This is a genomic window from Pseudomonas sp. N2-3-1-14 (assembly GCF_041228395.1).
Lineage (GTDB): Bacteria > Pseudomonadota > Gammaproteobacteria > Pseudomonadales > Pseudomonadaceae > Aquipseudomonas.
The window spans coordinates 6,047,155-6,061,592 of record NZ_CP166199.1 but is presented as its reverse complement, the minus strand read 5'-3'; the positions used below and the strand labels follow the sequence as shown (position 1 = coordinate 6,061,592).

At 61.1% G+C, this 14,438-nt stretch carries 11 protein-coding genes; 5 read left to right on the top strand and 6 right to left on the bottom strand.

The genetic code is table 11. The features are described 5' to 3' along the window. The first annotated feature begins 39 nt into the window (after positions 1–39). Together ubiD and AB5I78_RS28140 are read left to right on the top strand one after the other, a co-directional pair. Positions 40–1,506 carry a 4-hydroxy-3-polyprenylbenzoate decarboxylase gene (gene ubiD, locus AB5I78_RS28145; protein WP_145157988.1) on the top strand — a complete coding sequence of 489 codons (1,467 nt, stop codon included), beginning with the start codon at positions 40–42 and terminating at the stop codon, positions 1,504–1,506. Then, positions 1,506–2,474, top strand: a complete 969-nt coding sequence (locus AB5I78_RS28140; protein WP_106575786.1) for a CDP-6-deoxy-delta-3,4-glucoseen reductase — start codon at positions 1,506–1,508, stop codon at positions 2,472–2,474. The genes ubiD and AB5I78_RS28140 overlap by 1 nt, the downstream gene beginning before the upstream one ends. On the opposite strand, the gene AB5I78_RS28135 is transcribed toward AB5I78_RS28140, so the two are convergent. Continuing rightward, a complete protein-coding gene (locus AB5I78_RS28135) occupies positions 2,471–2,953 on the bottom strand; it encodes a sn-glycerol-3-phosphate transporter (RefSeq protein ID WP_369301904.1) in 483 nt (160 codons plus the stop codon). The genes AB5I78_RS28140 and AB5I78_RS28135 overlap by 4 nt on opposite strands. A gap of 322 nt (positions 2,954–3,275) precedes the next feature. Here AB5I78_RS28135 and AB5I78_RS28130 point away from each other — a divergent pair, with 322 nt between their 5' ends. Together AB5I78_RS28130 and AB5I78_RS28125 are read left to right on the top strand one after the other, a co-directional pair. After that, positions 3,276–5,663, top strand: a complete 2,388-nt coding sequence (locus AB5I78_RS28130; protein ID WP_369301905.1) for a TonB-dependent receptor plug domain-containing protein — start codon at positions 3,276–3,278, stop codon at positions 5,661–5,663. Between the two features lie 40 nt (positions 5,664–5,703). Further along, positions 5,704–6,357 carry a gamma-glutamylcyclotransferase gene (locus tag AB5I78_RS28125; protein ID WP_145157976.1) on the top strand — a complete coding sequence of 218 codons (654 nt, stop codon included), beginning with the start codon at positions 5,704–5,706 and terminating at the stop codon, positions 6,355–6,357. Here the strand turns inward: AB5I78_RS28125 and glpT are convergent. Together glpT and AB5I78_RS28115 are read right to left on the bottom strand one after the other, a co-directional pair. Beyond that, positions 6,354–7,691: a glycerol-3-phosphate transporter gene (gene glpT / locus AB5I78_RS28120; RefSeq protein ID WP_145157973.1), complete on the bottom strand. Its 1,338-nt coding sequence runs from the start codon at positions 7,689–7,691 to the stop codon at positions 6,354–6,356. The genes AB5I78_RS28125 and glpT overlap by 4 nt on opposite strands. A gap of 232 nt (positions 7,692–7,923) precedes the next feature. Further along, the gene (locus AB5I78_RS28115) at positions 7,924–8,901 is read right to left on the bottom strand and encodes an NADPH:quinone oxidoreductase family protein (protein ID WP_369301906.1); all 978 of its coding nucleotides are present in this window, start codon (positions 8,899–8,901) and stop codon (positions 7,924–7,926) included. Between the two features lie 150 nt (positions 8,902–9,051). Here AB5I78_RS28115 and AB5I78_RS28110 point away from each other — a divergent pair, with 150 nt between their 5' ends. After that, the gene (locus tag AB5I78_RS28110) at positions 9,052–9,459 is read left to right on the top strand and encodes a flagellar basal body-associated protein FliL (RefSeq protein ID WP_106575780.1); all 408 of its coding nucleotides are present in this window, start codon (positions 9,052–9,054) and stop codon (positions 9,457–9,459) included. Between the two features lie 179 nt (positions 9,460–9,638). Here the strand turns inward: AB5I78_RS28110 and AB5I78_RS28105 are convergent, their stop codons facing one another. The 3 genes from AB5I78_RS28105 to AB5I78_RS28095 are packed head-to-tail and all read right to left on the bottom strand — an operon-like array spanning position 9,639 to position 14,436. Beyond that, the gene (locus AB5I78_RS28105; protein WP_369301907.1) at positions 9,639–10,757 is read right to left on the bottom strand and encodes an ABC transporter permease; all 1,119 of its coding nucleotides are present in this window, start codon (positions 10,755–10,757) and stop codon (positions 9,639–9,641) included. After that, on the bottom strand, positions 10,757–13,474 hold the full coding sequence (rbbA, locus tag AB5I78_RS28100) for a ribosome-associated ATPase/putative transporter RbbA (RefSeq protein WP_369301908.1): 2,718 nt from the start codon (positions 13,472–13,474) through the stop codon (positions 10,757–10,759). Before rbbA ends, AB5I78_RS28105 begins: the two co-directional genes overlap by 1 nt. After that, entirely contained in the window at positions 13,471–14,436 is a 966-nt protein-coding gene (locus AB5I78_RS28095) for an HlyD family secretion protein (protein WP_369301909.1), read from the bottom strand. Before AB5I78_RS28095 ends, rbbA begins: the two co-directional genes overlap by 4 nt. Positions 14,437–14,438: the final 2 nt, after the last annotated feature.

Here is a 14,438-nt window from a genome sequence, read left to right as displayed (position 1 = left end):
CAGGTAGGATGTACGCCTATTTTACGGGTGGCATGGTTAATGAAATTCAAGGATCTTCGGGATTTCGTGCAGCAGCTTGAGCAGCGCGGAGAGTTGAAACGTATCCAGATGCCGATTTCCCCGGTGCTGGAAATGACTGAGATTTGCGACCGAACCCTGCGTAACAAGGGCCCGGCGCTGCTGTTCGAAAACCCGACCGGCTTTGATATTCCGGTGCTCGGCAACCTGTTCGGCACGCCCGACCGTGTTGCCTTTGGCATGGGCGCCGAGTCGGTCAGCGAGCTGCGCGAGATCGGCAAGCTGCTGGCCTTCCTCAAGGAGCCCGAGCCACCCAAGGGCCTCAAGGATGCCTGGTCGAAGCTGCCGATCTTCCGCAAGATCATCGCCATGGCGCCCAAGGTGGTCAAAGACGCCGTTTGCCAGGAAGTGGTCATCGAAGGCGATGACGTCGATCTGGGCATGCTGCCCGTGCAGACCTGCTGGCCGGGCGACGTCGGCCCGCTGATCACCTGGGGCCTGACCGTCACCAAAGGCCCGAACAAAGATCGCCAGAACCTGGGCATCTACCGTCAGCAAGTGATCGGCCGCAACAAGGTGATCATGCGCTGGCTGAGCCACCGTGGCGGCGCACTGGACTTTCGTGAGTGGTGCGAAAAACACCCCGGCAAGCCGTTCCCGGTTTCCGTGGCCCTGGGCGCTGACCCGGCGACCATTCTCGGCGCCGTCACGCCGGTGCCCGACAGCCTGTCCGAATACGCGTTCGCCGGCCTGCTGCGCGGTAACCGTACCGAACTGGTGAAGTGCCGCGGCAACGACCTGCAAGTGCCGGCTACCGCCGAAATCATCCTTGAAGGCGTGATTCATCCAGGCGAAATGGCCGATGAAGGCCCTTACGGCGACCATACCGGCTACTACAACGAAGTCGACAGCTTCCCGGTGTTCACCGTCGAGCGCATTACCCACCGCATCAAACCGATCTACCACAGCACCTATACCGGCCGGCCGCCGGATGAGCCGGCCATTCTGGGCGTTGCGCTCAACGAAGTGTTTGTGCCGATCCTGCAGAAGCAATTCCCGGAAATCACCGACTTCTACCTGCCGCCGGAAGGCTGCTCGTACCGCATGGCCATCGTGACGATGAAGAAGTCGTACCCGGGCCACGCCAAGCGGGTAATGCTCGGCGTGTGGTCGTTTTTGCGACAGTTCATGTACACCAAGTTCGTTATTGTCACCGACGACGACATCAATGCGCGGGACTGGAACGACGTGATCTGGGCCATCACCACGCGCATGGACCCCAAGCGCGACACGGTGATGATCGACAACACGCCGATCGACTACCTCGACTTCGCATCGCCAGTGTCAGGCCTGGGCTCGAAAATGGGCCTGGATGCCACCCACAAATGGCCGGGTGAAACGACGCGCGAATGGGGCCGGGTAATTGTCAAGGATGACGCCGTGACTGCGCGTGTCGATGCAATCTGGAAAGAATTGGGAATAGATTGATGCGTGTAACCCTGCAACCTTCCGGCGCTGTACTGGAACTGGTCCCTGGCGAGCGGATCCTCGAAGGTGCACGCCGCCTGGGCTACGAGTGCCCGCAGGCCTGTCGCAATGGCGTGTGCCATGTGTGCGCGGCGCTGCTGGTAGAAGGGCGGGTGCAGCAAGCCGGCGAGGTGCGCGACCATGGTGAGTTCTACACTTGCATCGCCGAGCCGCTGGAAGATTGCGTTGTGTTGTGGGATGGCGTGCTGGCGCCGGGAGAGTTGCCGTTGCGCAAGTTGTCGTGCCAATTGAGTGAGTGTGTGGAAGTCGGTGGCGATGTATGGCGCGTGCGCCTGCGAGCTCCGGCCGGCAAGCCGGTGCGTTACCACGCCGGGCAATACCTGATGATCGAGCGGGAGAATGGCGAGAAATCGGCGTTTTCTTTGGCCTCGGCGCCCCACGCCGGGCGTGAGCTGGAATTGCATGTGCTGGCCCGTGAGGACAGCGCGCGTAACCTGCTCGAACAGTTGCAGCGTAATCAGATGGCTCGCATCGAGTTGCCGTTTGGCGACACTCACCTGGCTGAGCTGCCGGACGGGCCGCTGGTACTGATCGCCGCCGGCACCGGCATGGCGCAGATGCACAGCCTGATCGAGCATTGCCGCGCCTCTGGCTTCAAGCACCCGGTGCACCTGTACTGGGGTGTGCGCCGCCCGGAAGACTTCTACGAAATCGAGCACTGGGACCAGTGGCTGAAACTGCCCAACCTGTTCCTGCACAAAGTGGTCAGCGACCTCTGTGGCTGGGAAGGCCGTTGCGGGCTCCTGCATGAAGCAGTGTGTGAAGACATCAGCGACCTTAAGGCCGTGCATGTCTACGCCAGTGGCTCGCCGGCGATGATCTACGGCACGCTGGATGCGCTGGTTGAAGCGGGTATGGATGCGCACCAGATGCGCGCCGATGTGTTCGCCTACGCACCGCGCCCTTAAAAGCGCAGGCCGGTGGTGACCATCGCGGCATTAAAGCCCAGTAACACCAGCTCTGCTGCTACCGGCCCATAGTGGGCGCCCACGGACGGGATGATCACCGGCGCAACGCCGAAACGGTTCAACGGGATCTTGTCGCGGTACTCGCCGCGATAGCCCTGCAATAACCCGCCCGTGAGTTTCACATACACCGGATAGTCGGCCATGTCATAGCGCTTGCCTGCATAGGCGTAGTAAGAGCGTTGGCTGAACGAATTGCGAAATGTCGCCGCGCCATACACAAAACCTGACGCTTCATTGCGCTCCAGGCCGATCAGGTCCTGGTTGTTGTTGTGCTTTGGGTCAGGCGCGAAATGCCGGGTGTAGACGCTGGTCTGCGCGTACCAGAACCCCTTATTGTCATCAGCCGGCGGTACTTCGGCCGCCAGTGCGGTGGTGGCCTGGGCCAGGAACAACAGGCTGGGCAATCGAAACTTCTTCATGGGTGCGACCTCGATAGGCGGTTGGACGGCTAAGTGGGTCGTGCTGTGCGCTATTTTGGGGGTTTGGCGCGTTGTCAGGCTGAACCGCGGCTGAAATTACCGGGATTGCCGGCCCCAATCCTGATGAACAGGTGCGGCGCTTATGCTTTTGCTTATGCTTTAAAGGTATTTAATTTGTTACATAAATATCATTAGGCTATATCTCAACGGACTACCGACTATCTGCCAATAACCAATAACTGACCGCCACCGCCCGCCAGCCGGATCGATCGTAGGAACTCAGAGCATTGACGTTCTGAAGTTTGATTCTGAGGGGAGCGGTATGGGGAGCTACAAGAAGCACGCGTTGTACACGGCAATTTTGTCGGCCAATTTGCTGACTGCTGTGGGATTCAATCCCGTCATGGCCGCGCAGACAGCGGCCACCGATGCACCAAAACTCGACACCGTCATCGTTACCGGCACTCGCGCCCAAGAGCGCACGGCCAGTGCTTCGCTGTCGCCCATTGATGTGATTTCCGGCGATACCCTGCGCAGCACCGGCTCCGATGAGCTGGGCGCAGTGTTAGCGCGCCTGATTCCGTCGATCAACTTCCCGCGTCCGAGCCTGGTGGACGGCGCCGAACTGGTGCGCCCTGCGCAACTGCGCGGGCTGTCGCCGGATCAGGTGCTGGTGCTGGTCAATGGCAAACGCCGCCACACCAGCGCCTTCGTCAACCTTGGCGGGGCGGTGGGGCGTGGCTCGGCCCCGGCGGATTTGAATGCGATACCGTTGTCGGCAGTCGACCACATCGAAGTGCTGCGTGACGGCGCGTCAGCGCGTTATGGCTCTGACGCGATCGCCGGCGTGATCAACGTGATCCTCAAGCACGACGACCACGGCGGTTCGATCTCGACCAAGTTCGGCGAGTACAAAAAGGGTGATGGCATCCAGCGCAATGTCAGCGGCAATACCGGGTTTGCCTTGGGCGACAACGGCTTTATCAATGTCTCGGGCGAAGGTGCCGACAACGATTACACCAACCGCGCCGGCGACGACTTGCGCCCTGGCAGCATCGGTTCCACCACGTATGGGCAGCGTGTGTTCCGTCAGGGCGAACCGGCCACCAATGAAGGCAAATTCCAGTTCAACTCGGAATATTCCTTCAACGATGCAGCCCAGTTCTACACCTTCGGCGGCTACAGCAAGCGTCGCGGCGAGACGGCGGCGTTCTACCGGGCAAGCAATGCGTCCAATAACATCCCGGCGCTGAACCCTAATGGTTATCTGCCGTTGATCAAAGGCAACCTGGAAGACACCTCATTGGTCGTCGGCCTGCGCGGCTTGCTGGCTTACGACTGGCATTACGACCTGTCGGCCAACTACGGCAAGAACCAGTACGCGCTGAGCACCGAAACCATCAACACCTCACTGGGCCTGGCCACGCCGCGCAAGTTCGATAACGGCACCCTGAGCAATGACCAGAAGCAAGTCAGCCTGGACCTGTCGCGCGAATTCGACGTGGGCTTTCTGCCGTATCCGGTGTCGGTGGCGTTTGGCGGCGAGTACCTGCGCCAGGGCTATGAAATCGAAGCCGGAGAGCCCGCGTCCTACTACCAGAGCGGCAGCTCGGGCCTGGGTGGTTTCCGTGATGCCGACGCCGGCGGCAGCGCGCGGCATAGCTGGGCGCAGTACCTGGACCTGGAAACCAACTTCACCGAAAAACTCAGCGCTTCGGCGGCCGTGCGTCATGAGGACTACAGCGACTTTGGTTCCAACGTCAGCGGTTCGCTGTCGGCCCGTTATGATTTCACCCCGCAAGTGGCCTTGCGTGGCAGCGTCTCGAATGGTTTTCGCGCGCCTTCCCTGGCCCAGCAGAACTTTGCCTACACCTCGTCCCAGTTGATCGGTAACACCATTCAGGAAGCCGGCACGTTCCCGGCCAACAGCCAGGTGGCCCGCCTGCTCGGCGCTGAAGACCTGAAAGCCGAGAAGTCGCGCAACTACAGCCTTGGCCTGGTGCTGGAGCCTGCCGATGACTTGACCGTGACGCTCGACGTGTACCGGATCGACATCCGCGATCGCATCAGCCTGTCCTCCAACCTCAATCTCAACCCGGCCACCATCGCCTACCTGCAAGCCAATGGGGTTGGCAACATCAACTACACCAGCGCCCGTTACTTCACCAACGCCACCGACACCAGCACCGACGGCGTCGATCTGGTGGCCAACTATCGCTACCAGTTCGATAACGGCATCCGCTGGAACAGCACCGTGGGCTACAACTACAACCACACCAAAGTGACCGACGTGAAGCCTAACCCGGCGATTCTGGACAGCCTGGGCGCCAACCTGGTGCGGGTGGACCGTCGTGAGCGCATCGGTTTGCTCGGCGACACCACGCCTGAGCACAAACTGAGCCTGGGTAACGATTTCACCTATGGCCATTGGGCCCTGCACAGCAACCTGGTTCGCTACGGTGAATTCACCAGTTATCAGGCGGACAAGGTCAACGACCAGACCTTAAAGGCCGCCTGGGTGTTGGACCTGTCGGCGGACTACAAGCTCAAGAACTGGACCTTCACCCTGGGCGGCGACAACGTCACCGATAAATACCCGGAAAAGGTCAACGCTTACGCCAGCAGTGGCGGCAACCTCGCCTATAGCACTTTTTCGCCGTACGGTTACAGCGGCGCGTTTTATTACGGTAAAGTTGCTTACAACTGGTAACAGCTTATTTGAGTGATAAAGGAGACCTAAGCGATCCGCCATGACCGTTATTGAAACCGATCTTTTGCAATTGGCTTACCCTCCGCGGCTCGATCTGGGGCCGCAACTGACTCACGAGCAATTAATGAGTTCGATGCAGGCCACCATGGCCAAGCACAAGGGTGGGCCGGTCTGGCTGTTCGCTTATGGTTCGCTGATCTGGCGTCCCGAATGCTCGTCGACCCAGCGCATGCGCGCGCGGGTTCACGGCTATCACCGGGGCTTGTACCTGTGGTCGCACGAGCATCGGGGGACGCCGGAGTTGCCGGGGTTGGTGTTCGGTCTGGATCGCGGCGGCTCATGCAGCGGGTTTGCCTACCGCTTGCCGGAGGATCAGCTGGAGGCCTCGCTTTACGCCTTGTGGCAACGCGAGATGCCTTACCCTTCGTACCGGCCGCACTGGCTCAGCTGCCGTCTGGAAGATGGCAGTCAGGTACAAGCGTTGGGGTTTGTGTTGGAGCGGCATTTGCCCAGCTACGCCGGCAACTTGCCCGATATCGTGCTCAATCACGTGCTGCAAAGCGCTTGCGGGCGTTACGGCACCACGCGCGATTATGTCGAGCAGACCGTTAACGCCCTGCGTAGCCACGCCATGCCAGATAAAAATCTGGAGGCGCGGCTCAAGCGTTGTGCAAAGGATTGCTCAGGCGATTAACGCGCTGCGCTGACGCTGTTGGTGTGCCACAGCGTTGGGATCAGGAATGCAATCGCCAACAGGCACGCGCCCACCAGCAACACAAAACCACCGTCCCAGCCGAAATGGTCCACGGTGTAGCCCATGGCCGCACTCGCTGCCACTGAACCGCCCAGGTAACCAAACAAGCCCGTGAAACCCGCAGCGGTGCCCGCGGCTTTTTTCGGCGCCAGTTCCAGCGCCTGCAGGCCGATCAGCATCACCGGGCCGTAAATCAGGAAGCCGATGGAGAACAGCGCGATCATGTCGATCATCGGGTTGCCTGGCGGGTTGAGCCAGTAAACCAGGGTCGCCACGGTGACCAACGCCATGAACACGATGCCGGTCAGGCCGCGGTTGCCACGAAAGATCTTGTCCGACATCCAGCCGCACAGCAGCGTGCCCGGAATACCCGCCCACTCATAGAAGAAGTACGCCCACGAGGTTTTATCCACGTCGAAGTGCTTGGCTTCCTTGAGGTACGTCGGCGCCCAGTCCAATACGCCGTAGCGCAGCAGGTAGACGAACACGTTGGCGAAGGCGATGTACCACAGCATTTTGTTGCGCAGCACGTACTTGACGAAGATTTCCTTGGCGCTGAATTCGTCTTCGTGGCTGGCGTCGTAGCCTTCCGGGTAGTCGTTCTTGTATTCCTCGATTGGCGGCAGGCCGACCGATTGCGGGGTGTCACGCATGGTGATGAAGGCAAATGCCGCCACCAGCAACGCGACTGTCGCCGGCACATAGAACGCCGCGTGCCAGTCGTTGAACCAGGCCATGCCCAGCAGGAACAGCGGGCCGATCAGGCCGCCGCCGACGTTGTGCGCTACGTTCCAGACCGACACCACGCCGCCGCGTTCTTTCTGCGACCACCAGTGCACCATGGTGCGTCCGCTCGGCGGCCAGCCCATGCCCTGGGCCCAGCCGTTGATGAACAGCAAAATGAACATCATGGTTACGCTGGACGTTGCCCAAGGCGCGAAACCGAAAATGAACATCACCCCGGCCGATATCAGCAGGCCGAAGGGCAGGAAATAGCGTGGGTTGGAGCGGTCGGACACCAGGCCCATGAGGAACTTGGACAAGCCGTAGGCAATCGCAATCGCCGACATCGCCAGGCCCAGCTCACCACGGGTGTAACCCTCGTCGATCAGGTACGGCATGGCCAGCGAGAAGTTTTTGCGCAGCAGGTAGTAACCGGCGTAACCAAAGAAAATACCGGCGAAGATCTGCCAGCGCAGCCGTCGGTAGGTACTGTCTATTTTTTCTTCAGGCAGGGGCGCCTGGTGTGCGGCAGGACGAAAGAAAGCAAACATTCAAGAGCTCCAAATTTCTTGTTTTGACTGCGGATGCGAATGTTACAGTTTCGTTACCGAAAATAGCATCGCCTCTTATCCGCAAACACAGGAAATCGGAGTGATTGCATGTTCTCTTATGAACATGTCGCTAATAGGCAAGTGTGGGTCGTGATTGCGTTCTTCAGAACGATGGGAATCCAAATGTGGGAGTGAGCAAGCCCGCTCCCACATTGACCGCGTTTCAGATCAATCAGCGGGTCTGAACGACGACCTTGCCCACCGCTTTGCGCTGCCCCAGATCATTGATCGCCTGGGCAGCCTGCTCCAGCGGATACAGCTGCGACACCAGCGGCTTCAACTTGCCCTCGGCGTACCAGGTGAACAGTTGCTGGAAATTCGCCGCATTGTCCTGCGGCTGGCGCTGGGCAAACGAACCCCAGAACACCCCGACCACCGACGCACCTTTGAGCAGCGCCAGGTTCACCGGCAGCTCGGGAATACGCCCGCTGGCAAAACCCACCACCAACAGGCGGCCGTTCCAGGCGATGCCACGAACGGCCTGGTCAAACAGATCGCCGCCCACCGGGTCGTAGATCACATCGACACCGTTGCCGTCGGTCAGGCGCTTGATCTCATCCTTGAGGCTGGCTTCGCTGTAGTTGATCAACTCGTCTGCACCGGCTGCCTTGGCCACGGCGAGTTTGTCGGCGCTGCTGGCGGCGGCGATCACGCGGGCACCCATGGCCTTGCCGATTTCCACGGCGGCCAGGCCCACGCCGCCAGAGGCGCCGAGCACCAGCAGGGTTTCGCCAGGCTGCAGATTGGCCCGTTGTTTCAAGGCATGCATCGAGGTGCCGTAAGTCATGCTGAACGCGGCGGCGACGTTGAAATCCATGCTCGCCGGGATCGGCAGCACGTTGTAGCCGGGGACCGCGACCTGTTCGGCAAAGCTGCCCCAGCCGGTCAGCGCCATGACCCGGTCGCCGACTTTCAAATGGCTGACCTTCTCGCCCACTTCACTGATCACGCCCGCCGCTTCGCCACCCGGCGAGAACGGGAAGGGCGGCTTGAACTGGTATTTGCCCTCGATGATCAAGGTGTCCGGGAAATTCACCCCGGCTGCGTGCACGTCCAGCAGGATTTCGTTCTTCTTGATCGCCGGGCTTGCGATCTCTTCCAGCACCAGGGTTTCGGCGGGGCCGAAGGCTTTGCACAGCACAGCTTTCATCGGACTATTCCTTTTGGCGTCATGGCCGATAAGTGTAGGAGGGTACGCCCGTGGGTCAACGAGCATGCCCAGGCCTGATAAGTCGCCATAAGCTTGTGCTCAGCCTTGCTAGCGTTATGCTACCCGGCAACCGAATTTGAGGAATGAACTGTGAAAGCGTGGATCCTGTTGATGCTTGCCCTGACCTTGCCGATGGCAGCCCAGGCCGAAGAAGCGAAAGAAGGCGAGGCACCGAAGGTCAGCTATATCAGCCTGACGCCGCCGTTCGTGGGCAACTATGGCCTGGACGGCTCCGCAAAACTCAAGGTGTTCAAGGCCGACATTGCCTTGCGCGTGACCGGGCCTGAAGCCGCCGCTGCGGTCAAAGCCAACGATGCGTTGATCCGGAATCAGTTGGTGGCGTTGTTTACTCAGCAGACCAATGAGGCCATGAGCACCGTTGAGGGCAAAGAAAAGCTGCGCCAGGAAGCCCTCAAGCAAACCCAGCAAGTGATGAACGACGAGACCGGCAAGCCGGTGGTGGAAGACCTGTTGTTCAACAACCTGATCATCCAGTAACGGTTCCTTGTGGCGAGCGGGCGTGTCGTGGCGAGCGGGCTTGCCCCGCGTTGGGTGGCGAAGCCGCCCCATACCATACGCCGCGGTACACCTGAAACAATGTGGTGAATCTGAATGGGGCTGCTGCGCAGCCCAACGCGGGGCAAGCCCGCTCGCCACAACAAGCCCGCTCGCCACAATTAAGAGGCCAGGCTCTTTCTGAACCGAGCCAGTGCTACTGCAAAAAACACTGACCCAATCCCCGCCAGCGCCAGCACATCCGGCCACACCACGCTCACGCCTGCGTCCCTGAACAGAATCGCCGCGCTCAAACTCACAAAGTGTGTGGACGGCGATCCCTGCATCACCCATTGCAACCACTCGGGCATGCTATCCAGCGGCGTGCTGCCGCCCGACAGCAACAGCATCGGGATGATCACCGGAATCGCCAGCAGCCCGAACTGCGGCGTCGAGCGGGCGAGCGTGGCAAGGAATATCCCCAACGCGGTGCTCGCAAACAAATACAGCGCGGTCACAAACAGAAACAGGCTCAGAGAGCCGGCCAACGGCACGCCGAGCAGGCCTTTGACCACCAGCTCCAGCGACAGCCACGTGCACAGCACCACCACCAGCATGTTGCTCCAGATTTTTGCCAGCATGATTTCCAGCGCGGTCAGCGGCAGCACCAGCAAATGGTCGAGGGTGCCGTGCTCGCGTTCGCGCAGCAGCGCGGTGCCGGTCAGCACAATCGCGAGGATGGTGATGTTATTGACGATCTGGATCACCGCCAGAAACCAGCCGCCTTCCAGGTTGGTATTGAACAGCGCGCGGGTGGTCAGCAGTGCAGGCGCCTTCTGGCTGGCGTCGGTTTGGCCGCTGTAGTTGAGCAATTCGCGCTGGAAAATCCTGCCGATGTAACCTGCGCCCATAAACGCCTGGCTCATCGCCGTGGCATCCACGTTGACCTGCACACCCGGCTGGCGCCCGGCCAGCAGGTCGGCCTGGAAATTGGCCGGCACGTTGATCACGAATGTGTACTCGCCGCTGTCCATGACCTTGTCCAGTTGGTCGTAGGCCAGCGGTGCAGGCGGCTGGAATTCGGGCGGTTGCAACGCCTCGGCCATTTGCCGCGAGAGCGCGCTGTGGTCTTCATCAACAAAGGCCACGCTGGCGTTGTGCACGCCAATCACCGAACCTGCGGCGGGCATGTAGATCGCGACGGTGAAGGCGTAGGCCAGAAACAGCAGCAATACGCTGTCATGGCGCAGGCTGGTCAATTCCTTAAAGCCCAGGCGCAGGATATGAGCGAGCTTGTGCATCACGCCTCCTGCTTCTTGAGCATGATCAGGCTCAGGCCGGTGAACCCGACGAAAAACCCGAACAGCGCCAGGCATTGCGGCCACAACTGGCGCAGGTCGAGGGCCTTGGTGAAGGTGCCCACGGCGATGTCGAGAAAGTGCCCGGCGGGAAACAGCATGCCCATCAGCGCGGCGGCGCCTTCCAGGGATGAGCGCGGCACGATCAGCCCGGAGAACTGGATGGTCGGCAGGCTGGTGATGATCATGGTGCCCAGGATTGCCGCGATCTGTGTGCGTGTGAATGCCGAAATCAGCAAGCCCATGCTGGTGGTGGCCAACACATACAGCAGGCCGCCGAATGCCAGCGCCAGGCCGCTGCCCTTGAATGGCACGCCGAACAACCAACGGTTCATGGCCACCAGCAACGCCAGGTTGACCAGGCTAACGGCCAGGTACGGCGCCTGCTTGCCCAGCAGAAATTCCAGGCGGGTCAGGGGCGTGGCATAGAAGTTGGTGATCGAGCCCAGCTCTTTTTCGCGCACGATGCCCAGTGCGGTGAGCATCGCCGGGATAAACGCCAGGATCAGCGCCATCACGCCGGGGCCGATGGCATTCACGCTGACCACGTCCTGGTTGTAGCGAAAGCGCGTTTCCAGCTTGGCGGCAGCTTGAGTGCTGCGGGGCAGGCTGCTCAGGTCGGCGAGTTGCTGAAGGTTGCCTTGATGGACGGCTTCCACGTAGTTACGGCTGGTTTCCGCGCGAAACGGCATGCCGCCGTCGATCCATGCGGCCACGGTGGGTTGGCGGCCGGCGTACAGGTCGCGGCCAAAACCCGGCGGGATTTCCAGGGCCAATTTGATTTCCGAGCGTTGCAGGCGCCGGTGCAGTTCGCTCGCATCGCGAATCGGCGCCTGCTCGGCGAAGTAGCGCGAACTGCGGAAGGCTTCGAGGTAGGCGCGGCTTTGTGGGGTCTGGTCCTGGTCGTAGACGGCGAAGGCGAGGTTTTCCACGTCCAGGGAAATGCCGTAGCCGAAGATCACCATCATGAACATCGCCCCGAGCAGGGCAAAGGCCATGCGCACTTTGTCGCGCAGCAGCTCTTTGCCTTCGCGGCTGGCCACGGCCAGCAGCCGAGAAAGACTGAAACCACGCTTGCTCACGGGCGGCGCACTGGTTTCGCTGACGGTGCTGCTGGGTGCTGCGGGTTCGGGGGCGCCTTGAGCTTGCTCCAGGCAGGTGACGAACGCGGCTTCTAGGGTGTCGCCGTGAAATTGCTGTTGCAGGGCGTCGGGTGTGTCGCACGCCAGCACTTTACCCGCGTGCATCAGAGAGATGCGGTCGCAGCGCTGGGCTTCGTTCATGAAATGGGTGGACAGGAAGATCGTCACGCCTTGTTCGCGGGACAGCTCGATCAGCAGCCGCCAGAAGTCATCCCGCGCTGCCGGGTCGACGCCCGAGGTGGGCTCATCGAGGATCAGCACTTCCGGGCGATGCAGCACCGCCACGGCCAATGACAGGCGCTGGCGCAGGCCAAGGGGCAATTCGCCGGAAGGCTGCTCGGCCACCTCGCCGAGGTCGAAGCGCTGAATCAACTCATCGATACGCGGGCCGCTGTCGGCCTTGGGCAAATCGAACAGCTGCGCGTGCAACATCAGGTTCTGGCGCACGCTGAGTTCGCCGTACAGCGAGAAACTTTGCGACATGAACCCAACGCGCTTGCGGGTCGCCAGGTCCTTGGCATTCACCGGGTTGCCGAGCAGCGTGGCACTGCCCTCGGTGGCCGGCATCAGCCCGGTGAGGACCTTCATCGTGGTGGTTTTGCCGCAGCCGTTGGAGCCGAGAAAGCCGAAAATCTCACCGCGGCCAATCGCGAAGCTGACCTTGTTTACCGCCGTGAAATCACCAAAGCGCAGGGTCACCTCGTGGGCTTCGATGGCGATATCGGTGTTGCTGCTTTCGCGCGGCGGGATCACCAACGGCTGATTGTTGTGGGCGCTGTCGCCCTGGAAATGGGTAAAGGCTTCATCGAGTTTGCCGCTGGGTGTCGCGGCTGCCAGTTCGCGGCTCAGGCCGTCGGCGATGAGTTTGCCGCGATCGAGCATCAGGCAATGTTCGAACTGCTCGGCTTCTTCCATGTAGGCCGTTGCCACCAGCAGCGTCAGTTGCGGGCGCTCGCGGCGTACGCTGTCGACCAGTTCCCAAAAGCGTCGGCGCGACAGCGGGTCGACGCCGGTGGTGGGCTCGTCGAGGATCAACAGGTCCGGGTCGTGGATCAGTGCACAGCACAGGCCGAGTTTCTGTTTCATGCCGCCGGACAACTTGCCGGCCGGGCGCTCGGCGAAGCGCGCAAGGTCGGTGGCCAGCAGCAGGTTGTGCATGCGCTGTTCGCAATCGGCTTTCGACAGACCGAACAGTGTGGCGAAGAAGCGGATGTTCTCGCTGATGGACAATTCCGGATACAGGTTGCCGCCCAGGCCTTGGGGCATGAAGGCAATACGCGGGTACAGGCTGTTGCGGTGGCGGCGATCCTCGATGGAGCCGCCGAGCACTTCCAGTTGACCGTCTTGAAGTTTTTTAACCCCGGCGATCAACCCCAGCAAGCTCGATTTGCCCGCGCCATCCGGACCGATCAACCCGCAGCGCGTGCCGGCGGGCAGGCTGAAGGCAATGTCGATCAGTGCCTGTTGCTTGCCGTAGCGATGGTTGATGCCCGTGGCGTGCAGCGCCAGGCCGGTCATTGCAGGTTGGCCGGCCAGTCGATATCTGCCGTGCGCACGTAGCCGGCGCCGGGCATGCCCGGTTTGGCTTGCGGTACGGCACTGGGTTGGGTCAGGCGCAGCTTGACGCGAAACACCAGCTTCTGGCGTTCGTCGCGGGTCTCCACTTCCTTGGGCGTGAACTGCGATTTAGCCGCGACAAAGCTGATTTTGGCCGGCAGCGGTTGTTGGGGCAGGGCGTCGAGCAGAATGCGCGCGTCACTGCCGACGGTCAGGCGACCGGTGACGGAGGCGGGCAGGTAGAGGTTCATGTACTGGTCATTCGGATCAATCAGCAGCAACACGCGACCGCCGGCGCCGAGCACTTCACCTGGCTCGGCCAGGCGCAATTGGATAATGCCGTCGATGGGCGCGCGCAGGCTGCTGTCGTCGATTTCGCTGGTGAGTTGCGCAACCTGGGCTTGCGCGGCGCCGATGGCAGCCTTCACCGAGTTGACCTGGGCTTGCGCGGCGATCACCGCGGCATTACCGGTGTTCTGGCGTGCTTGCTGTTGGTCAATCAACTGGCTGCTGGCGAAGCCGCGCTTGTACAGCTCCTGGGTGCGCTTGAGTTCCTGATTGGCCAGCAACTGCTCGCTTTGGCGCAACTGCACGTTGGCCTCGGCGGCGGCGAAGTTTTCCTTGGCGCGCAGCACTTCGGCTTCGGCCTGAGCACGCTGGGCTTCGAGGGTGCGGGTGTCCATGCGCGCGAGCAATTGGCCCTTGAGCACCTTGTCGCCTTCATCCACGCGCACTTCGGCCAGGCGCCCGGGGATCTTCGCGGCGATCTGTACTTCGGTGGATTCCAGGCGGCCATTGCCCATGCTCAAGCCTTCGGGCAGGCGGTCCTGGGTTGATCGCCAGTAACCGAAACCGCCTGCGCCCAGTAACAGGACGATCAGGGCGATGGCGAAAAGGCGCGACATATGATGGTTCGTAGACATGG

Excerpts from the sequence above, each read along its gene's own strand:
- ubiD (WP_145157988.1), top strand. The coding sequence starts at position 40 with ATGAAATTCAAGGATCTTCGGGATTTCGTGCAGCAGCTTGAGCAGCGC.
- AB5I78_RS28140 (WP_106575786.1), top strand. The coding sequence starts at position 1,506 with ATGCGTGTAACCCTGCAACCTTCCGGCGCTGTACTGGAACTGGTCCCT.
- AB5I78_RS28135 (WP_369301904.1), bottom strand. The coding sequence starts at position 2,953 with ATGAAGAAGTTTCGATTGCCCAGCCTGTTGTTCCTGGCCCAGGCCACC.
- AB5I78_RS28130 (WP_369301905.1), top strand. The coding sequence starts at position 3,276 with ATGGGGAGCTACAAGAAGCACGCGTTGTACACGGCAATTTTGTCGGCC.
- AB5I78_RS28125 (WP_145157976.1), top strand. The coding sequence starts at position 5,704 with ATGACCGTTATTGAAACCGATCTTTTGCAATTGGCTTACCCTCCGCGG.
- glpT (WP_145157973.1), bottom strand. The coding sequence starts at position 7,691 with ATGTTTGCTTTCTTTCGTCCTGCCGCACACCAGGCGCCCCTGCCTGAA.
- AB5I78_RS28115 (WP_369301906.1), bottom strand. The coding sequence starts at position 8,901 with ATGAAAGCTGTGCTGTGCAAAGCCTTCGGCCCCGCCGAAACCCTGGTG.
- AB5I78_RS28105 (WP_369301907.1), bottom strand. The coding sequence starts at position 10,757 with ATGCACAAGCTCGCTCATATCCTGCGCCTGGGCTTTAAGGAATTGACC.
- rbbA (WP_369301908.1), bottom strand. The coding sequence starts at position 13,474 with ATGACCGGCCTGGCGCTGCACGCCACGGGCATCAACCATCGCTACGGC.
- AB5I78_RS28095 (WP_369301909.1), bottom strand. The coding sequence starts at position 14,436 with ATGTCTACGAACCATCATATGTCGCGCCTTTTCGCCATCGCCCTGATC.